The sequence below is a fragment of the Curtobacterium sp. MCLR17_007 genome (genome assembly GCF_003234655.2).
In the GTDB taxonomy this organism is placed as follows: domain Bacteria; phylum Actinomycetota; class Actinomycetes; order Actinomycetales; family Microbacteriaceae; genus Curtobacterium.
In genome coordinates this window covers 2867478-2886426 of the sequence record NZ_CP126271.1, presented here as the reverse complement: position 1 = coordinate 2886426, position 18949 = coordinate 2867478, and the positions used below count along the sequence as shown (strand labels likewise).

The 18949-nt window shown below is 70.2% G+C and carries 17 protein-coding genes; 6 read left to right on the top strand and 11 right to left on the bottom strand.

The annotated features are described in order from the left end of the window. Nucleotides 1-92: 92 nt before the first annotated feature. Both DEJ13_RS13650 and DEJ13_RS13645 read right to left on the bottom strand, forming a co-directional pair. The gene (locus DEJ13_RS13650; protein WP_111105773.1) at nucleotides 93-2699 is read right to left on the bottom strand and encodes an MMPL family transporter; all 2607 of its coding nucleotides are present in this window, start codon (nucleotides 2697-2699) and stop codon (nucleotides 93-95) included. A 73-nt stretch (nucleotides 2700-2772) separates the two neighbouring features. Beyond that, a complete protein-coding gene (locus tag DEJ13_RS13645) occupies nucleotides 2773-3414 on the bottom strand; it encodes a TetR/AcrR family transcriptional regulator (protein WP_181436921.1) in 642 nt (213 codons plus the stop codon). Nucleotides 3415-3569: 155 nt separating this feature from the next. Here DEJ13_RS13645 and DEJ13_RS13640 point away from each other — a divergent pair, with 155 nt between their 5' ends. Next, nucleotides 3570-5051 (top strand): mannitol dehydrogenase family protein, encoded by a 1482-nt coding sequence (locus DEJ13_RS13640; protein ID WP_111105771.1) that lies wholly within the window; start codon nucleotides 3570-3572, stop codon nucleotides 5049-5051. A 4-nt stretch (nucleotides 5052-5055) separates the two neighbouring features. On the opposite strand, the gene DEJ13_RS13635 is transcribed toward DEJ13_RS13640, so the two are convergent. Then, a complete protein-coding gene (locus DEJ13_RS13635) occupies nucleotides 5056-5433 on the bottom strand; it encodes a hypothetical protein (protein WP_111105770.1) in 378 nt (125 codons plus the stop codon). A gap of 205 nt (nucleotides 5434-5638) precedes the next feature. On the opposite strand from DEJ13_RS13635, the gene DEJ13_RS13630 reads away from it, so the two are divergent. Genes DEJ13_RS13630 through DEJ13_RS13620 form a run of 3 tightly spaced genes read left to right on the top strand, consistent with a single transcriptional unit; the run spans nucleotide 5639 to nucleotide 7510 of the window. After that, a complete protein-coding gene (locus DEJ13_RS13630) occupies nucleotides 5639-6250 on the top strand; it encodes a TetR family transcriptional regulator (RefSeq protein WP_111105769.1) in 612 nt (203 codons plus the stop codon). Between the two features lie 27 nt (nucleotides 6251-6277). Next, entirely contained in the window at nucleotides 6278-7216 is a 939-nt protein-coding gene (gene bla / locus DEJ13_RS13625) for a class A beta-lactamase (protein WP_111105768.1), read from the top strand. 30 nt (nucleotides 7217-7246) lie between these two features. Further along, nucleotides 7247-7510, top strand: a complete 264-nt coding sequence (locus DEJ13_RS13620) for a hypothetical protein (protein ID WP_056119513.1) — start codon at nucleotides 7247-7249, stop codon at nucleotides 7508-7510. 65 nt (nucleotides 7511-7575) lie between these two features. Here DEJ13_RS13620 and DEJ13_RS13615 read toward each other — a convergent pair whose 3' ends face one another. Genes DEJ13_RS13615 through DEJ13_RS13600 form a run of 4 tightly spaced genes read right to left on the bottom strand, consistent with a single transcriptional unit; the run spans nucleotide 7576 to nucleotide 11601 of the window. Next, nucleotides 7576-8580, bottom strand: coding sequence for an ABC transporter substrate-binding protein (locus DEJ13_RS13615; protein WP_146245153.1), 1005 nt, complete (start codon nucleotides 8578-8580; stop codon nucleotides 7576-7578). An 11-nt stretch (nucleotides 8581-8591) separates the two neighbouring features. After that, entirely contained in the window at nucleotides 8592-9428 is an 837-nt protein-coding gene (locus DEJ13_RS13610) for an ABC transporter ATP-binding protein (RefSeq protein ID WP_111105766.1), read from the bottom strand. Next, nucleotides 9425-10525 carry a FecCD family ABC transporter permease gene (locus tag DEJ13_RS13605; protein WP_258373988.1) on the bottom strand — a complete coding sequence of 367 codons (1101 nt, stop codon included), beginning with the start codon at nucleotides 10523-10525 and terminating at the stop codon, nucleotides 9425-9427. Before DEJ13_RS13605 ends, DEJ13_RS13610 begins: the two co-directional genes overlap by 4 nt. Continuing rightward, entirely contained in the window at nucleotides 10522-11601 is a 1080-nt protein-coding gene (locus DEJ13_RS13600) for a FecCD family ABC transporter permease (RefSeq protein ID WP_258373987.1), read from the bottom strand. The genes DEJ13_RS13605 and DEJ13_RS13600 overlap by 4 nt, the downstream gene beginning before the upstream one ends. A gap of 28 nt (nucleotides 11602-11629) precedes the next feature. On the opposite strand from DEJ13_RS13600, the gene DEJ13_RS13595 reads away from it, so the two are divergent. Continuing rightward, on the top strand, nucleotides 11630-12463 hold the full coding sequence (locus DEJ13_RS13595) for a siderophore-interacting protein (RefSeq protein WP_111105764.1): 834 nt from the start codon (nucleotides 11630-11632) through the stop codon (nucleotides 12461-12463). Nucleotides 12464-12548: 85 nt separating this feature from the next. Here the strand turns inward: DEJ13_RS13595 and DEJ13_RS13590 are convergent, their stop codons facing one another. Genes DEJ13_RS13590 through DEJ13_RS13580 form a run of 3 tightly spaced genes read right to left on the bottom strand, consistent with a single transcriptional unit; the run spans nucleotide 12549 to nucleotide 15852 of the window. Continuing rightward, a complete protein-coding gene (locus DEJ13_RS13590; protein ID WP_056119501.1) occupies nucleotides 12549-13463 on the bottom strand; it encodes a carbohydrate ABC transporter permease in 915 nt (304 codons plus the stop codon). A 1-nt stretch (nucleotide 13464) separates the two neighbouring features. Then, complete coding sequence (locus DEJ13_RS13585) at nucleotides 13465-14430, bottom strand: carbohydrate ABC transporter permease (RefSeq protein ID WP_082517733.1); 966 nt, start codon at nucleotides 14428-14430, stop codon at nucleotides 13465-13467. 54 nt (nucleotides 14431-14484) lie between these two features. After that, a complete protein-coding gene (locus tag DEJ13_RS13580; protein WP_111105763.1) occupies nucleotides 14485-15852 on the bottom strand; it encodes an extracellular solute-binding protein in 1368 nt (455 codons plus the stop codon). 211 nt (nucleotides 15853-16063) lie between these two features. On the opposite strand from DEJ13_RS13580, the gene arfA reads away from it, so the two are divergent. Continuing rightward, nucleotides 16064-17566: an arabinosylfuranosidase ArfA gene (arfA, locus tag DEJ13_RS13575; protein WP_111105762.1), complete on the top strand. Its 1503-nt coding sequence runs from the start codon at nucleotides 16064-16066 to the stop codon at nucleotides 17564-17566. A gap of 269 nt (nucleotides 17567-17835) precedes the next feature. Here the strand turns inward: arfA and DEJ13_RS13570 are convergent, their stop codons facing one another. Next, the gene (locus tag DEJ13_RS13570) at nucleotides 17836-18822 is read right to left on the bottom strand and encodes a LacI family DNA-binding transcriptional regulator (protein WP_111105761.1); all 987 of its coding nucleotides are present in this window, start codon (nucleotides 18820-18822) and stop codon (nucleotides 17836-17838) included. Between the last annotated feature and the right edge of the window lie 127 nt (nucleotides 18823-18949).

Sequence of the window (18949 nt, the reverse complement as noted above, 5' to 3'; positions counted from 1 at the left end):
CTGGCGCGTCGGACACGGCCAGGAGGCCCGGTGCCGGTCTCGTGGACCGGCACCGGGCCTCCAGGGTGGTGCGAGGGGCGCGGTGCGCTCCGCTACGCGCGGTGCGCTGGCGGGTGCCCCGAGTCGTGCGTCGCGGCGTCCGGCGCGACCGGCAGGACGTGCGTCCCCGTGTGCGTCGACTCGCGCGGCATCTCGTGGCGGTCTCCGGGGTGGGAGCGCTCGAGCTTGGCGCCCTCGACGTCGACGTCCGGCACGATGCGGTCGAGCCACTTCGGGAACCACCAGGCGCTCTCGCCGAGCAGGTGCATCGCCGCCGGGATGAGCAGCATGCGCACGACGAACGCGTCGACGAGCACACCGAACGCCAGGCCGAAGCCGATCGGCTTGATCGTGGAGGAGTCCGAGAAGATGAAGCCCGCGAACACCGAGATCATGATGATCGCCGCTGCCGTGACCACCGCGCGACCCGCGTGCAGACCGCGCTGGACGGCCACCTTCGCGTTCGCGCCGTGGGCGTAGGCCTCACGCATGCCCGACACCAGGAACAGCTGGTAGTCCATCGCGAGCCCGAACAGGATGCCGATCTCGATGATGGGCAGGAAGCTCAGGATCGGCGCGGGGTCGTGCACCCCGAACACGCTGCCGAGCCAGCCGAACTGGTAGATCGCGGTCAGGCCACCGAACGACGCCAGCACCGACAGGATGAAGCCCGCCGTGGCCGTGATCGGCACGAGGAACGACCGGAACACGATGATGAGGATGATCAGGGACAGCCCGACCACGACCGCCAGGTAGAGCGGCAGCACGTTCGACAGCTTCTCGGACACGTCGATGTTCGCCGACGCGTTGCCCGCGACCCCGAGCGAGACCGTGCCGTCGTCCACGCTCACGTCCTGCGTGCGCAGGTCCTTGACCAGGTTCTCGGTCGAGACGCTGTCCGGGCCGCCGTTCGGCTTCACCTGGAAGGCGATGACCTCGCGTGACTTCGAGGCGCCGATCGGCAGCACCGCATCGACGTCGTCGTTCTTCGCGATCGCCTGCCCGATGGTGACCTCGGTCGCGGTGACGTCGTCCGCGCTGACCGCCTTCGGCAGGGTCGCCACGACCAGCAGCGGACCGTTCTGGCCGGCGCCGAACTCCTTGTCGAGCGCCTTGTACGCCTTGTACTGGCTGGAGTCGACGGCTTCGGACGAGCCGCTCGGCAGGCCGAGGCGCATCTGCGTTGCCGGGAGGGCGATCGTGCCGAGCACCGCGACGCCCGCGACGAGCGTGATGACCGCGCGCCAGGTCGACATCGGCTTGTTCGGCACGCGGGTCGAGCCCGTGTTGCCGATGCGCTCCCGCTCCTTGCGCCGCAGGATCCGCATGCCGATGAGCGACAGCAGCGCCGGGGTGAACGACGTGGCGATGCAGATCGCGAAGAACACCGCGACCGCGCCGACCGTGCCCATGAGGCCGAGGAACGGGATGCCGGTGATGTTGAGCGCGAGCAGCGCGACGATGACCGTGGCGCCCGCGAACACCACGGCGTTGCCCGAGGTGCCGTTCGCCAGGCCGATGGACTCGTGCACCGGCATGCCCTGCTTGAGCTGGGTGCGGTGGCGGTTCAGGATGAAGAGCGAGTAGTCGATGCCGACCGCCAGGCCCAGCATCACCCCCAGCACCGGCGTGACCGAGATGAACTCGACCAGGCTCGAGAAGGAGAGCGCGGCGAGTGACGCGACGCCGACGCCGAGCACAGCCGACACGAGCGGGACCGCGGCGCCGATCACCGTGCGGAGCATCAGGAACAGCACGATCGCCGCGATGATCACGCCGCCGATCTCGCCGGGTCCGAGGATCGACGGCACGCCCTGGGCGATGTCGTTCGACACGTACACCTCGACGCCGTCGATCTTCGCGTCGTCCGCCTTGTCCGAGATCGCGGTCTTCGTGGACGCCGGCACCTCGTAGGTCGACTTCGTGAACTGGACCGTCCCGATCACCGTGCTGTCGTTCTTCGACACGAAGCGGATGTCCTTCGACAGGTCCAGCAGCTTCGTGCCCTGCGTGAGCTCGGTCGCGTTGGCGTCGAGCTTGTCCTTCGCCGCGTCGAGCTTCGCCTGCCCCTCGGTCAGTTGCGCCTTCTTCGCGTCGAGCTCGGACTGCGCAGCCGTGAGCTGCTGCTGGGCCGCCTCGGCCGCGGCGCCGGTCAGCGCAGACGTCTGCTGCTTCTGCGCGTCCAGCTGCTGCTGTGCCTGCGTGATCTGCTGGAGACCGGAGTCGATGGTGGACTGCTGCTGCGACAGCTGGGAACGGCCGTCGGTGATCTGCTGCTTGCCGTCGACGAGCTTCTGGCGCTGGTCGTCGAGCTGCTTCTGGGTGTCGAACCCGCTCGTGGCGCCCTTGACGCCCTTGAGCTGTTCGACGTCCTCGAGGAAGTCCGCGACGCCGGTCTTCTGCGCGTCCGAGAACGCCTTGCCGTCCTTCGTGGTGAACACGAGCGTGCCGGTGCCGCCGTTCGCGCTCGGGAACTTGTCCGCGAGCTCGTCCTGGACCTGGCTGGTCTTGGTGCCCGGGATGGTGATCGACGAGGAGATGGTCCCGGCGAACAGGGCGTACGTGCCGCCCGCGATGCCCATCAACACGATCCACGTGATGATCACGAGCCAGTGCCGCCGTGCGGAGAATCGTCCGAGGCGGTAGAGCAGACCGGCCATGCGGTGCCCCGTTCCTTTCGTAGAGGGTGGTGCTGTGGGTGCGGGGCACGCCGGCGGACCCCTGGTGGTGTGTCTAGTGGTCGGCCATGTAGCCGCTGCGGACGCTGTGCACGAGTCGCGCGAGCAAGGCGTCCCAGTCGTCGAGGGCAGCTTGGTCGAGGCGCGGGCCCGTCGTCGTGAGCCAGTGTTCCGCGATGACGACGATGCCGCTCATGAGCGACTCGACGAGCAGCGCGGCATCGAGGGCGTCGGCGGCGGGGTGCCGGCGGGCGACCTCGTCGCGGAGCCGGCCGGTGACCCGGGTGAACGCCGTCTGCGTCAGCACGGCGGCCTTGGCGTCCGTCTCCTCGTCGGGCTCGCCGAGGATCGTCTGCATCCGGACGATCGCGGGTGCGAGGTCGGCTCCGCGGGCGGCCGACTCGAGCTCGTCGAACATCGCCGACCGGGTTCCGTCACCGACGGGTGTGTTCGCCATGTCGGCGAGGAACCGGTCGATGATCACACTGAGGACTTCTTCGCAGACGGTCAGCAGGATCTCGTCGAGCGAGGAGAAGTGGTTGAACACCGTGCGACGGGCGACGTCGGCCCGCTCCGCGAGCTCGTCGACGCTGAAACCCCGGCCACCGCGCTCGTCGACCAGTTCCCGCGCGGCCTGCAGGATCGCAGCACGGTGCTTCGCCTTGAGGGCGGCACGGCGGTCGATCGACAGGGTCACGACGTGAACACTAAGTGCATCGATGCACTCGGTGCAACGAGCACGAGTGGATGCTCAGGCTTGTCCCCCGACGGTGATCGCAGGTGAACGACGGTGCAGAACATCTGTTCCGTGATTGACTTGCCGGGCCATCACCACCGTACGAAGGAGTACCGATGTCCGTTCGCCTGTCTCCGGACACCCTCGACGAGATCGCCGCGAGCGGTGTCGCGGTCCCGACGTACGACCGGGCCGGGATCACCGCCGGGATCGTCCACTTCGGCGTCGGCGGCTTCCACCGCGCGCACCAGGCCATGGTCATCGACCGTCTGCTGCAGCAGGGCGAGGCTCGTGACTTCGGCATCTGCGGCGTCGGGGTCCTGGAGCAGGACCGCCGCATGGCCGAGGCGATGGCGACCCAGGGCGGCCTGTACACGCTCGTCCTCAAGCACGCGGACGGCACTCGCGAGGCCCGGGTCGTCGGCAGCATCGTCGACTACCTGCTGGCGGTCGACGACCCCGATGCGGTCATCGAGAAGATGGCCTCGACCGACACCCGGATCGTCAGCCTGACCATCACCGAGGGCGGCTACAACTTCGACCACGTGACGGGGGAGTTCGTGGCGGACGAGCCCGGTGTCGTCGCGGACCTGTCCGGGGACCAGCCGCCGCACACGGTCTTCGGCCTGGTCGTCGAGGCGCTGCGTCGACGGCGCGACCGCGGGCTCGAGCCCTTCACGGTGATGTCGTGCGACAACATCCAGGGCAACGGCCACGTCGCACGCGAGATGTTCACCGCCTACGCCCGCCTGCAGGACCCGTTCTTCGCCGACTGGATGGACGAGCACGTGCACTTCCCGAACTCGATGGTCGACCGGATCACGCCGGTCACGACCGACGAGGACCGCGCGTCGGTGCGCGACGACCTCGGCATCGAGGACGCGTGGCCCGTCGTCGCCGAGCCGTTCTTCCAGTGGGTGCTCGAGGACGACCACCCGGCGGGACGTCCGCCGTACGAGGACGCCGACGTGCAGCTCGTCGACGACGTCGAGCCCTACGAGCTCATGAAGCTTCGGCTGCTCAACGCAAGCCACCAGGGGCTGTGCTACTTCGGGTACCTGGCCGGGTACCGGTACGCCCACGAGGCGACCCAGGACCCCGCCATCGCGACCTTCCTGCGGCGCTACATGGACGAGGAGGGCACGCCGACGCTCAAGCCCGTCCCCGGCATCGACCTCGACGACTACAAGGCGACGCTCATCGAGCGGTTCCAGAACCCGGAGGTGCGTGACACCCTGGCGCGCCTGTGCGCCGAGTCGAGCGACCGCATCCCGAAGTGGCTGCTGCCGGTCGTGCGCGACAACCTGGCTTCCGGCGGCCCGGTCACCCTGTCCGCGGGCATCGTCGCCTCGTGGGCGCGCTACGCCGAGGGGACGGACGAGTCGGGCGAGCCCATCACGATCGTCGACCGGCTCGCGGACTCACTCAACCGCATCGCGCTCACCCAGCGGGAGGACCGGCTCGCCTTCATCGAGAACCGCGCGGTGTTCGGGGACCTGGCCGACGACGAGCGGTTCGTCACGGCCTACCGCGACGCGCTCGACGGACTGATCGACGACGGTGCCCACGCGACGGTGGAGCGCCTGTCCCGCTCCTGATCCCTCATGCCAGCAGCGCCGTGACGCGCGCGGCCAGGTCGGTCTGCCGGGGATCTGCCCGCACCGATGCGTCGAGTACTCGGCGCATCCGGTCCTGAGTCGTCCCGTCGAGTGTCCCGATGCCGACGCGGTCCGCGGCGCGCTGCAGCAGCCCGTCGACGTCGCCACGGCCGCGGTGCTCGGCCTTGGTCGCGGCGACGACGTTCATCACCGCGCTCTCGGCGCGTGGCCACGGCCGCATCCACCCCGGCGGTGGGCCGCCGAAGGACCCGGTCAGCTCGAGGTCGATCCGCTGGAAGAGCGACCAGTGGGCGATCCGGACGAACACCAGCCACCGCACGCTGCTCGGCAGGGTGTCCGGATCGAGTCGCAGCGACTCCACTGGACCGACGCCCGCGACCCCCGCAGCTCGACCGAGCTCTTCGGGACCGCGTCGGCCAGCGCCCGCTGCAGCGCTCGGATCCGCTCTGCGACGAGCGGGTCGTCGGGCGGCGGGGCGGCGGACATGGCGCGAGCGTACCGGCGGCTGTCCACAGATGCTCCCCGCCCGCCTCTGACTTCCGTCAGCGACTGACAGCATCCAGAGGATGACGAAGGCAAGACACCAGCAGCGCCCCCCGACGCCCCGGATCCCGATGGAGTTCGACCCGGGGGTCCGTGTCCGACATCGCCTGGCGATGCAGCGAGCCATCGAGACCGCCGCAGTGGCGCTCGTCGCACAGCGGGGCTTCGACGCCGTCACGGCGCAGGACATCGCGGCCGAGGCGGAGATGACCCAGCGGACCTTCTTCCGCTACTGCCCGGCGAAGGTGGACGCGTTCCGGTTCGGCGTGCACCACGTCCACCGGTTCGTCGGCGCGCTCGTTCGCGACCCCGTCGACTTCGAGGCCGTCACGGAGCGGGTCCTCCAGTGCCTCGGCCGGATGGAGGCGGACCCGACCGGAGAGCGCGAGCGGCTCCGGAGGGTCTGGGGCCTCGTGGTCTCCGATCCGGCGCTGTCGGCTGCGATGGCAGCGCGGGACGCGGAGCAGATGGTCGACCTCCGGAGCGTCTGGCGGTGTCCGGATCCGTTCGTGGTGCCGATCACGCTCCTGGCGCTGCGGGTGTCCCTCGAGATCTGGGTGTCGGCAGACGATGCGACGCTCGGCGATGCCTTCCGCTCGGCCTGCGCACGCCTGCGCGACAGTCTTCGACCGTGACGCAGGTCGGTGTCGGATACTGGCGGCATGCGTGCAACGACGATCGTCTCCTCGTCGGCGATCGGCCTGGCGGTCGTGCTGGCGGCGGCCGGCTGCAGCGGAGGCGCCACGCCGGCTGCCTCGACCGCGACGTCGACGGGGGCAGCGGCGGCGGCAGCGACGACGGACACGGGCACGTCGCAGCGATCGGTCGACGCCGCGTTCCGACAGCTCGAGCGGCAGCACGACGCGCGCCTGGGCGTCATGGCGCTCGACACCGGCTCCGGACAGCGCGTCGCGTACCGGTCGGGGGAGCGATTCGCGTTCGCGTCGACGAACAAGGTGTTCATCGTCGCGGCGGTCCTGGCGGGCTCATCGGACGCCGACCTCGACACCGTCGTGCACTACGACCGAGGCGACCTGCTGTCCTACGCCCCGGTCACGAGCCGGTTCGTCGACTCCGGGATGACCGTGCGGGAGCTCGTCGACGCGACCCTGCGCTTCAGCGACAACACCGCGGCGAACCTGCTCGTCGAGCGGGTCGGCGGCCCGGACGCCGTCGAGCGGTACCTGCGCGGGATCGGCGACCACACGACGAACGTCGACCGCCTCGAACCCGAGCTCAACGAGGCGACGCCGGGCGACCCGCGCGACACCACCACCCCGGCGCAGTTCGTCACCGACCTGCGGAAGGTGCTGCTCGGGACGACCCTCGACACGACGGACCGGACGTTCCTGCGCGACACCATGCTCGACAACACCACGGGTGCGGCAACGGTCCGCGCGGGCGTCGATCCGACGTGGCCGGTCGCCGACAAGACGGGCACGGGGGAGTACGGCGTCCGGAACGACATCGCGGTGGTCTACCCGGCCGGTCGTGCTCCGGTCGTGGTCGTGGTCATGACGAGCCGGGACCAGCCGGACGCCACGACCGACGACGCCCTGGTCGCCGCCGCGACGAAGGCCGCGGTCGGAGCGCTGCGCTGACCCGGAGGACCGCGGCGTACGCTCCGCGACATGGCTGACTTCACCGCCGCACAGGCTGCCGTCGTCCGGATCGAGCGCGCCGAAGAGGGGCGTTGGGACCTGACCGTCATCAGTGACAGCGGTGTCCCGATGGGGCACGGCGTGTACCTGTTCGAGCCCGACCGCGACGACGAACAGGACGAGGTCGCCGGCGCGGCCGAGTTCGTCGGCGAGTACGGCTTCCGCTTCGACCCGGAGGCCGTCGTCGCCGACGGCCCCGATGCGTTCTGGGCTCCGCTGCTGCCGAAGGACTGACCACGCGACGGACGGGAGGCCCGGTGCCAGCTGGCACCGGGCCTCCCGTCCGGATCGGCGTGGGTCTAGGACAGCTTCTTGCTGTCGTCGAGCCAGCCCGCCAGCTGCGTCATGTACTGCGCCTGCGAGGCGTAGTCGAGCGCCGGGAACGTCCAGCTGTGGACCTGGCCGGCCTGCAGTGCCGTGTTGTCGGCGAACGTCGGCTGCTTCTCGAGGTCGGCGACCTGGTAGCCCTGCTGCGACAGCAGCAGCACGTCGCCGCTGATCTGACCCGCGTTCTCCCAGCTGTAGATCCCCCAGTAGAAGCCCTTCGGCTTCGGCGTCACGAGGTCGACACCGAAGTCGCGGTACATCTGCAGCGTCGGCTCGTCGGCGGGGCGGGTGACGTAGGCGCCGTCGCCGTCGGCGTACATCGAGACGACCCGCAGGTCCTGTCGCTTCGTCGCCGCGGTGAGTTCGTCCTTCGCGGTGTCGAAGCGCTTCTCGGCAGCGGCGACCGTCGACTCCTTCGCCCCGAGCGACTCGGCGAGCCCGCTGATGTCCTTGATCACGTCGAGGCCCTTGCCGCCCCACTTGACCTGGACGATCGGGGCGATGGCCGCGATCTGCTTCTCCTGCGCCTTGTCCTTGAAGCCGTAGCCCGGCGCCTTCGGGTCGAGCGTGCCCTGTTCGTCCGTCGGGTACACGGAGGTGACCACGAGGTCGGGCTTGAGCGCCGCGAGCTGCTCGAGGTCGATGTCGCCGTACGCCTTGCCGAGCTGGGTGATGCCGTCGGTGTCGAGGCCCTTGAAGCGCGCGTCGGAAGCCATCGTCAGCTGCCCGAAGGTACCGACCGGGCGCAGACCGTACTGCACGAACGAGATCGCGATGTCGTTGAGGACGACGACCCGCTTCGGCGTGTGGTCGACCTTGACGGTGGTGCCCGTGGCGTCCTCGTACGACCAGGCACCGCCAGCGGCGGCGGAGGAACCGCTGCCCGCGGACGATCCGGTCGTCCCGGTGCTCGAGCAGCCGGCCAGGAGGAGGGCCGATGCGGCCACTGCGGTCAGGAGAATCGATCGGAGCTTCACATTAGGAGAGCCTAACCTAAGTAAGTCGAGTCGGCGAGCCCCGTGACGTGGTCCAGGTCGTGTTCGTCGGCCTCGGGCACGACCATCGGCGCCCCGGTCACCGGGTCCGGGACGACACGGGCGTGGAGTCCGAACGCCGCGGCCAGGACGGCGGGCGTCAGCACCTCGTGCGGCGTGCCGTCGGCGACGACACCGCCGTCGTGCAGCACGACCAGGCGGTCCGAGTACCGGGCGGCGAGCGTCAGGTCGTGGAGCACCATGACGACCGTCGCGCCCTGGTCGCGGTTGATCCGCCGGACGAGCCGCAGGACCTCCAGCTGGTGGGCCAGGTCGAGGTAGGTCGTGGGCTCGTCGAGCAGCAGGGTGTCGGCGTGCTGCGCGAGCACGAGGGCGATCCACGCACGCTGCCGCTGGCCACCGGACAGGCTCGCGACGTCGCGGTGGGCCACCGCCGTCAGCCCCGTGGCGGCGATGGCGTCCTCGGCGACGGCGGCGTCCTCGGCGGTCCACGGCTTCGCCCAGGACTGGTGCGGGTTCCGGCCGCGCATGACCAGGTCGAGCACGGTGGTGCCGGCCGGGGCGACGGGGGACTGGGGCAGGATCGCGAGCTTCCGCGCGACGGCACGGTTCGGCTCCGAGCGGATCGGGACGCCGTCCAGCAGGACCTCGCCCGCGATCGGCTTGAGCACCCGACCGAAGGCCTTGAGCAGCGTGGACTTGCCGCAGCCGTTCGCCCCGAGGAACGTGGTCACGGTGCCGCGCTCGATCGACAGGTCGAGGTCCTGCAGCACGGGGTGGCGGTCGTAGCCGACGGAGAGCCCGCGGGCCTCGAGCACGGACGGGGTCATCGGGACATCTCCTTGCGGTGGCGGACGAGCAGCCAGATCAGGTACGGGGCGCCGATGACGGTCGTGACGATGCCGACCGGCACCTGCCACGGGAACGCCGAGCGGGCGAGCAGGTCGGCGCCGAGGACGAGGACCGCCCCGAGCGCCGCGGACAGCAGCAGTGGCGGACGGTTGGTCCCCGCCAGTCGGAGGGCGATCTGCGGCACGACGAAGGCCACGAAGCCGACCGGGCCCGCGGCGGCCACGGCGGCGGCGGTGAGCACGACGGCCAGGGCGATCACGAGCAGCCGGTGTCGCTGGATGCCGAGCCCGACGCCGACCGCGACCTCGTCCCCGAGCTGACCGATGCCGAGCGCCGCGCTCGTCGCCAGGGCGATGGGCACCGCCACCACGGCCACGGCGAGCAGCGGCCAGACGCTCGACCACGACGTGCTCGACAGGCTGCCGACGAGCCACTGCGACGCCGCGGTGGCCTGGGTGATCTGGGCACGGACGAGCAGGTAGCTGGTGACCGCGTCGAGCGTGGCGCTCACCCCGATCCCGACCAGCACGAGCCGGTAGCTCTGCACGCCGCCGCGCCAGCCGAGCCCGTAGACGGTGACGGCGGCGACCAGTGCGCCGATCGTGGCCGCGACCGGGATGCCGCCGCCGAGCACGAGCGTGCTGATGGCGGAGCTGCCGCCCCCGAGCACCACGGCGGCCACCGCGCCGACGCTGGCGCCCGAGGTGACCCCGATGATGTCGGGCGTGCCGAGCGGGTTCCGCGTGAAGGTCTGTGTCAGCGCCCCGGCAACGGCGAGCGTCAGCCCGACGAGCGCCCCGGTGAGCACCCGGGGCAGTCGGAGTGCGGTGACGATGAAGGCGTCCGGGCCGCTCTCGAGCCCGACCAGCGACCGGATGACCACACCCGGCGCGATCCACGTCGAGCCGATCGCGACGCCGAGCACCACGAGCAGCACGGCCACCACGACCGCGCCGACCGTCACGCCGAACACCCGTGGGCGCCAGGCGAGTCCGATCGGTCCGATGCGGACGCCCCGGCGCGGACCGGCGTGCGGTGCGACGACGTCGGCGTCCGCGAGCACCCGCCCGCTCACAGCGACACCAGCGATCGACGGCGGGCGACGGCGACGAACACCGGGCCGCCGATCACGGCGAGCACGATCCCGACCTCGACCTCGGCGAACCCGCCGATGAGCCGGCCGACCACGTCCGCGAGCAGCACCAGCGCGGCCCCGAGCAGCGCGGACGCCGGCAGCGCCCATCGGTGGCCCGTCCCGACGAGGGCTCGTGCCACGTGCGGGACGGTCAGACCGACGAAGCCGATCGGACCCGCCGCCGCCGTCGCTCCGGCGGCCAGCAGGGTGATGCCGCCCAGGCCGACCAGCCGCGCGACGAGCACGTTCTCCCCGAGGCCCCGCGCCAGGTCGGCGCCCAGCCCGAGGGCGTCGAGCGCGCGGACGTTGGCGACCGCGAGCACGAGTCCCACGACCAGGAACGGCCACGTCGCACCGAGCACGTCGAGCTGCCGTCCGGACAGGGACCCGACCACCCACAGGCGGTACGCGTCGAGCGAGTCCCGGTCGGTCAGGACGATGAACGACGTGACGGCGCCCAGCAGTGCTGACACCGCGGCTCCGGCGAGCGCGAGCGGTACGGGGCTCGCCGTCCCGCTGCCCGCGATCGTGACCGAGAACACGACGACGCTGGCGACGACCGCGCCGGCCAGGGCGAACCACACCGTCACGCCCGTGTTCGTGATGCCGAAGACGTAGACGCCGACCACCACGGCGAGCCCCGCACCTGCCGACACCCCGAACAGGCCGGGGTCGGCGAGCGGGTTGCGCGTGTGTCCTTGCATGAGCAGCCCCGCGATGCCGAGCGCTGCGCCGACGGTCGCCCCGATGAGCGTGCGGGGGATCCGGGAGCCCCACACGATGGCGTCGTCGGTGCTCGTGCCGGTGTGCAGCAGCCCGGCCACGACCCGGTCGACGCCGATGTGGTTGCTGCCGAGCAGCATGCTCAGCACGCTCGTGACGGCGAGCGCCACGACCATGACGACGACGAGCAGTGACCGCCGGCGGAGCGTCGCACGGTGCACCCCGGTCGCGCGGACCGACGTGCCGGCGGTCAGCGGGCGGGTGTCCGTGGGGACGGGAACGGAGACTGGCACGCGAATCATCTTAGGTTAGCCTTGCCTCATGGCGAAGACCCCGCGGCTCATGCCCACGAACCCCCGGCTCTTCCGGGCGCGCGTCCTCCGGACCGAGCGTGCGACGCCGTCGATGCACCGCGTCACCGTCACCGGTGACGACCTGCACGAGTTCGGGTACCTCGGCTTCGACCACTGGTTCCGCCTGTTCATGCCGCTCCCGCACCAGGACGCCTTCCGGCTGCCGGAGCTCGACGGCGCGAAGTGGTGGCCGCCGTTCCTGGCCATCCCCGAGGACGTCCGCCCGCACTGCGCGAACTACAGCGTCGCCGCCTTCCGCCCCGGGACCGAGACGTCGCCGGCCGAACTGGACATCGACTTCGTCGTGCACACCGACGTCGACGGCACGCCCGAGGGCCGCGCGGCGCTCTGGGCCTGCGCAGCACAGCCGGGCGACGAGCTCGCCTTCCTCGACCAGGGCTGCATCTTCGACTGCCCGGACGACGCCACCGAGGTGCTCGTCGTCGCCGAGGAGACCGGACTGCCCGGCGTCGTCGGCATCGCGGCGTCGCTGCCGAGGGACGCCGTCGGACGGATCATCATCGAGGTCCCGGCGGCCGCCGACATGCGGGAGCTCGACGCCCCCGACGGTGTCTCGGTGACCTGGCTCGTCCGCCAGGACCCGCACGCGACCCCGGGTGCCGCCGCCCTCGAGGAACTCCGCCGCCACACCCCGTCGGACGACCGCGGCTACGCGTTCGTCGTGGGGGAGTCGACCCTGGCCACCGAGGGCCGGCGCCACCTGCACCGGTCGGGGCTGCCGAAGTCCCGCATCACCTTCAGCGGGTTCTGGAAGCAGGAGCGCACGCGCGTCCACGCGTGACGTGCCCGCGGCCGGACACACGAACGGACGGGAGGCCCGGTGCCAGCTGGCACCGGGCCTCCCGTCTGCGCGCGTTCCGCTGGCGTCAGCCCTTGAGGCCGGAACCCGTCACGCCCTCCACGATCTGCCGCTGGAAGATCAGGTAGAGGATGATCAGCGGCAGCGCCGCGAGCAGCGCACCGGCCTGGATGTCGGCGTAGCGCTGGCCGAAGCTGCCCTGGACCGTCGCCAGACCGACCGGGATGGTCATGAGATCCGGGTTCGACAGGACGAACAGCGGCAGGAGCAGGTTGTTCCAGACGCCGACGAACGTCAGGATCGTCACCGCGGCGATGACCGGACGCGACAGCGGCAGGATCACCGACCAGTAGACCTTCCAGATGCCCGCGCCGTCGATGCGTGCGGCCTCCTCGAGCTCGCGGGGGATCCCGTCGAAGAACTGCTTGAAGATGAACACCGCGATCACGGCCGGCACCTGCGGGAAGATGACCGACCAGTAGGTGTTCAGCAGGCCGACGGAGTTGAGCTCCTGGAAGATCGGGATGATCAGGACCTGCGTCGGGATCATGATGCCGAGGATGATCAGCAGGAACGCGACGTTGCGGCCGCGGAACACCAGCCGGCTCAGTGCGAACGCCGCCATCGAGGCGAACAGCACCGTCAGCAGCGCCGTGATGACGCTCGTGATGCCGCTGGCCAGGTACCAGTTCCAGATGTCGCCGGCCTGGAACAGCGACGCGTACGAGTGCAGCGTCGGGTTCCAGTTCGACAGGATCGAGTTCGCGCCGAGGGCCGCGACGCCGTTGTCGGACAGCGACGTCTTCAGCGCGAACAGGCTCGGGATGAGCCAGATGATCGCGAACACCGTCAGGATGATGCCCGACGCGATCGTGAACCCGCGGCCGCTGACACCGATCTTGGCGGCGCTGGTCGGTGCGGCCGACGAGACGCCGGAGCGGTACTTCGGGCGCTCGGTCGTGATGCTCTCGGTGGCGGTCATGTCAGGCACCGATCTCTCGCTTGGCGGCAGCGCGCTCGACGAGCTGCCGGATGACCGCGATCGCGACGATCACGATGAACAGGAGCACCGATGCGGCCGATGCCGCACCGAGCCGGTTGTCGGTGAAGCCGACGCCCGTGATGAGCTGCAGCGAGACCTGGGTCGAGATGCCCGGGCCGCCGTTCGTCATCAGGTAGACCTGGTCGAAGATCTTCAGGCTGGCGATGATCTGCAGCAGGATGACGAGGGTCGTCGTCCGGCCGAGCAGCGGCAGCGTGATCGACTTGATCTGCTGCCAGTTCGACGCACCGTCGACCGCGGCTGCTTCGTACAGCTCGCGCGGGATCTCCTGCAGGCCAGCCAGGTAGAGCACGAAGTTGAAGCCGAGCGTCCACCACACGGTCGCCAGGGCCACACCGATCATGGCCGTGTTCGGGCTGGCGAGGACGCCGGCGCCGGGGGTCATGCCGAGCAGCGACTGGATGCTCGCGAACAGGCCGGTGCTCGGCGTGAAGATGAACACCCAGATCAGCGAGATCGTCGCCGAGGGCAGGATGAACGGCAGGAAGAACGCCAGGCGGAAGAACCACTGGCCCTTGTTCATGCGGTTCGTCAGCACGGCGAACACGAACGCCAGGATGACCAGCGGCGGCGTCGTGTAGAGCGTGAACTGCAGGGTGTGCCAGAGCGACGACCAGAAGTCGTCGCGGCCGAGCATCTCCGCGTAGTTCGAGAACCCGGCGAAGCTGCCGAGCCCGGTGCGGACCGTCGAGGTGTTGAAGAAGCTCGTGACGAGCATCCACACCGTCGGTCCGAGCAGGAAGGCGATGTAGAACAGGCCGAAGGGAGCCAGGAAGAGCCACCCGCTGCGGCCCTGGCCGCGGGTGAGACTGGTGCGGTAGGTGCGCAGCTTCCGGGGCGCGGACGCGGCGTCCGTGGGCCGGTCGAGGACAGGTGCTGTGGTCACGTCATCGTGCCTTTCGCAGGGTGTTCACGGCGTTCGTGGTGGTCGTCGGGCTGATCACAGCGGGCTCGGCGTGTTGAGGTAGGTGGACAGCTGGGACTTGATCGCACCCATGGCGGCGGCGGGGGAGCTGCTGCCCTGCTGGACGAGCGCGAGCTGGGCGCCGACGGTGTTCTCGAACGTCGAACCCGACCCGCCGTACCAGGCGGCGTCGTCGAACACGGCCGACTCGGCGGCCGACGCGTAGTTCGACTGCGGGGTCAGGTTCTTGTACGCGGAGCTGTCGTACGTCGGCAGGTAGGCCGGCACGTGACCACCCTGGGCCCAGGTGAGGCTCTGCTCGAGCATCTGCTTGATGAAGAGCATCGCCGCCTTCTTCTGCTCCGGCGTGCGGTCCTTACGCGGCAGGATGAAGGTGTGCGAGTCGGCCTGGGTGGCGGGCTTGTCGAACAGCTGCGGGATCGGCGCCATGCCGAACTTCAGTCCCTTGATGGACTGCGCGGTGCTGATCTCCCACTCGCCCTGCATGAAGAACCCGGCCTTGCCGGTGAACATCAGCGTCTGCGCCGTGGCGTAGTCGAGGCCCTTGTTGAGCCAGCCGCTCTTGACCCACTTCTGGGTCATCTCGGTGACCTTCGTGTACGCGTCCTCGTTGACGGTGAGCTTCGCGCCGCCGTCGCTGATGAACGGCGTCGCACCGTTGATCTGGTTGTACATCGTCCAGAAGAAGCGCCACGGGGTCGCGACCTCGCTGACGTTCGCGACGTTCAGGGCGGTGCCACCGGTGACCTTGGAGACCGCGGCCAGCGCGCTCTCGAAGGCATCCACGCCGGTGAGGTCCTTGAGCTTGCCGTCGCCGTCGAGCAGTCCGGCCTTCTGGCAGACGTCGACGTTGTAGAAGAGCACGAAGGGGTGGGTGTCGAGCGGGATGCAGATGTTCTTGCCGTCGGTCTTCTGCGCCGTCCACGCCTTCTGGTTGAAGTCGCTCGCGCTGAGGCCGACCCCGGCCAGGTCGTCGGACGTGATCGGGTCGAGCAGGTCCCCGTCCCACAGCGGCTTCGCGCGGGTGAGGTGGGAGATCGCGACGTCCGGCGGCTTGTTGCCGACGGTGGCCAGCGTGACCTTGGAGTAGTACGGGTTGCCCCACGCGAACGTGGTGGCCTGCAGCGAGCTGGAGCCGCCGTGCTGCTTGGCGTAGCCGCGCTCCATCTCCTGCATGCGCAGACCGTCACCGCCGCCGAACAGGTTCCAGAAGACCAGGGTCTCGGGGTTCAGGGCACTGCCGGCGAGACCGGCGGAGAGGGGGCTGGAGCACGCGGCGAGCGGCAGGACCGTGGCAGCCGCGGCGCCGGCGGCGAGCAGGCTCCTTCGGGAGAAGCCCGCGCCGCGCATCGGCGTGACGGGTGGGACGGGTCGGATCGGCATGGCATCACTCCATCGGGATGGGCCGGGCGAGGACACCTGGGTCAGTGTCCCGTGAGCGCTCACATTAGCCCGCGTGTCCACGGTGCGCCAGCCCTTTCGTCGCGCTGTGGATACCGGTAGCGTTACGGACAGGTGAGCGCTCACTTTTCGTGACGGGGTGCCACCGAACGCACGACCCCTGCACGACGAACAGCCTGATCAAAGGAGATCCATGCCCCGCACACACCTCGTCCTCGACGCCGCCTTCACCGTGGGGCCGGTGCGCCGTCGTCTCTTCGGCGGGTTCGTCGAGCACCTCGGCCGTCACGTCTACGACGGCATCCACGAGCCGTCGCACGAGACGGCCGACGAGCACGGCTTCCGCAAGGACGTCATCGAGCTCGTCAAGGAGCTCGGCGTCACCACGATCCGCTACCCCGGCGGCAACTTCGTGTCCGGCTACAAGTGGGAGGACGGCGTCGGCCCGGTCGACGAGCGTCCGAAGCGCCTCGACCTGGCCTGGCACTCCACCGAGACCAACGAGGTCGGCCTGCACGAGTTCCAGCAGTGGCTCGACTCCGTCGACTCCGAGCTGATGCTCGCCGTCAACCTCGGCACCCGCGGGACCGAGGCGGCCATCGAGCTGCTCGAGTACGCGAACATCCCCGGCGGCACCGCCCGCTCCGAGGAGCGCAAGCGCAACGGCCGCGAGGCACCGTTCGGCGTCACGATGTGGTGCCTGGGCAACGAGATGGACGGCCCCTGGCAGCTCGGCCACAAGAACGCCGACGACTACGGCAAGCTCGCGGCGATGACCGCCAAGGGCATGCGCCAGATCCAGCCCGACCTCGAGCTCGTGATCTGCGGTTCGTCCGGTGCCTCGATGCCGACCTTCGGTGAGTGGGAGCGCACGGTCCTCGAGCACGCCTACGACGACGTCGACTACATCTCGGCGCACGCCTACTACGAAGAGGGCGACGACCTCGCGACCTTCCTGGCGTCCGGCGTCAACATGGACCGCTTCATCGACACCGTGACGACCGCGGCCGACCACGTGCAGGCGCACAAGAAGTCGGACAAGCGCATCGACATCTCGTTCGACGAGTGGAACGTCTGGTCGATCTCGAAGTGGAACGAGATGCAGAAGGAGTTCACGATCGACGAGTGGCCCGTGGCCCCGCGTCTGCTCGAGGACATCTACACCGTGGCGGACGCCGTCGTCGTCGGCGGCCTGCTCATCTCGCTGCTCCGCCACGCCGACCGCGTTGCCTCGGCGTCGATCGCACAGCTCGTCAACGTGATCGGCCCGATCATGACCGAGCCCGGTGGCGAGGCCTGGCGCCAGACCACGTTCTTCCCGTTCTCGCTGACCTCGCGCCTGGCGCACGGCACCTCGCTGCAGGTCATCGCATCGGGTGACACGGTCGACGGCGGCACGTACGGGCAGGTCCCCGTGGTCGACTCCGCCGCCACGATCGAGGACGGCAAGGCCGCGGTGTTCCTGGTGAACCGCCACCCGTCCGAGAGCACGACGGTCACGATCGACCTGTCCGGGCTCGACGTCACGGGCGACCTGCACGCCGAGGGCGTCTGGGACGACGACCTGCACGCGGTCAACGACCTCGCGAACACGGCGCGCGTGGGGCTGCGCACGAACGAGACGGCTCGCCGCGAGGGCGACACCGTCACGATCGAGCTGCCGCCCGTCTCGTGGACGGCGCTGTCGATCGGTTAGTAGGTCGGGACGCGCGTGGTGGGTCGGGATCCCCGACCCATTACGCGCGTTCCTGCTTCCCGGGCCGGCAGGCGGGCGCGACGGCGCACGCTGCGGACGGGAGGCCCGGTGCCGGGCCGCCACGAGCCTCCCGTCCGCACCGTGCGCGGTTCGCGGCCCGTGCGAGGTTGCACGGGTGGTGCGGCGCTACAACCTCGCACCGGGCGGTCAGGCTCGCACGAAGGACCAACCGCGCACCGTGCGACCGCGCCGCGCCGCGCCGCGCGCGCTCAGCGCGCCGGCGCCGCCGTGCTCGCGCGCTCGACGAGCCGCACGGGAACCAGGTCCGTCACGGCGGCGACGACCTCGCCGTCGATCTGCGCCAGCAGGGTCGCGACCGCGCGCCGGCCGACCTCGTCGAAGGACTGGTGCACGGTCGTCAGCGGCGGCCAGAACGAGTCGGACTCCGGCGAGTCGTCGAAGCCCACCACGCTGAGCGACGACGGGACCGCGCGCCCGAGCTCGTGGCACGCCCGCAGGATCCCGAGCGCCGTCTGGTCGTTCGCGGCGAACACGGCGGTGATCTCCGGCCGTTCCGCGATCTCGAGCCCGGCGCGGTAGCCGGACGAGGTGTTCCAGTCGCCGCGGAACACGGGTGGCACCGTGCGTCCGGCCCGTTCGAGCGTCGACTGCCACGCGGCGAGCCGGCGTGCTGCCGAGTACGACGACGAGGGGCCGGCGACGTGCCAGACGGTGTCGTGACCCAGGTCGAGCAGGTGCTGCGTCGCGAGCCGGGCGCCCTGGGTCTGGTCGGTGTCGATCGCCGGGTGGTCCGTCGTGCCGGTGGAGTCGACGACCACGACCGGGACGCCGTCGGGCAGGGCGACCTCGGCGGTGTCGATGACGTGCGACTCGATGATGATGATGACCCCGTCGACGGCCTGTTCGTGCAGGCGGGAGAACGCCGACCGCACCCCTTCGCCGGTGCGGGATGCCATGGGCAGCAGGGTGATCGTGAAGTCGGCGGCGCCCGCGGCGTCGGCGATGGCCTCGAGCGTGCGCATGTTGCCGAATGACGCCAGCGTGAACATGATCACGCCGATCGTGCGGAACCGCCCTGAGCGCAGGGCACGCGCGGCACGGTTCGGCCGGTAGCCCAGCGAGGTCATCACCGCCTGGACGCGGAGTCGGGTGTCGGGGCTGACGTTGTCGAAGCCGCGGGCGACGCGGGAGACCGTCTGCATCGAGACCCCGGCGGCGTCGGCGACCTCGGCCATCGAGGGGGAGCGCTTTGCTCCGGGCGACAGCTCCGTCGTCACGATGATCCCTCTCGACACCTGCGGCAACCGTGCGGGATCCCGAACGGCCTCCCCGGACGGTAACGCATGTTGACGTTGCCATGCT

Bases quoted from the DNA above. Each gene is read 5' to 3' on its own strand.
- DEJ13_RS13650 (WP_111105773.1), bottom strand. From the start codon at position 2,699: ATGGCCGGTCTGCTCTACCGCCTCGGACGATTCTCCGCACGGCGGCAC.
- bla (WP_111105768.1), top strand. From the start codon at position 6,278: ATGCGTGCAACGACGATCGTCTCCTCGTCGGCGATCGGCCTGGCGGTC.
- DEJ13_RS13640 (WP_111105771.1), top strand. From the start codon at position 3,570: ATGTCCGTTCGCCTGTCTCCGGACACCCTCGACGAGATCGCCGCGAGC.
- DEJ13_RS13570 (WP_111105761.1), bottom strand. From the start codon at position 18,822: ATGGCCGAGGTCGCCGACGCCGCCGGGGTCTCGATGCAGACGGTCTCC.
- DEJ13_RS13580 (WP_111105763.1), bottom strand. From the start codon at position 15,852: ATGCCGATCCGACCCGTCCCACCCGTCACGCCGATGCGCGGCGCGGGC.
- DEJ13_RS13590 (WP_056119501.1), bottom strand. From the start codon at position 13,463: ATGACCGCCACCGAGAGCATCACGACCGAGCGCCCGAAGTACCGCTCC.
- arfA (WP_111105762.1), top strand. From the start codon at position 16,064: ATGCCCCGCACACACCTCGTCCTCGACGCCGCCTTCACCGTGGGGCCG.
- DEJ13_RS13620 (WP_056119513.1), top strand. From the start codon at position 7,247: ATGGCTGACTTCACCGCCGCACAGGCTGCCGTCGTCCGGATCGAGCGC.
- DEJ13_RS13595 (WP_111105764.1), top strand. From the start codon at position 11,630: ATGGCGAAGACCCCGCGGCTCATGCCCACGAACCCCCGGCTCTTCCGG.
- DEJ13_RS13630 (WP_111105769.1), top strand. From the start codon at position 5,639: ATGACGAAGGCAAGACACCAGCAGCGCCCCCCGACGCCCCGGATCCCG.
- DEJ13_RS13610 (WP_111105766.1), bottom strand. From the start codon at position 9,428: ATGACCCCGTCCGTGCTCGAGGCCCGCGGGCTCTCCGTCGGCTACGAC.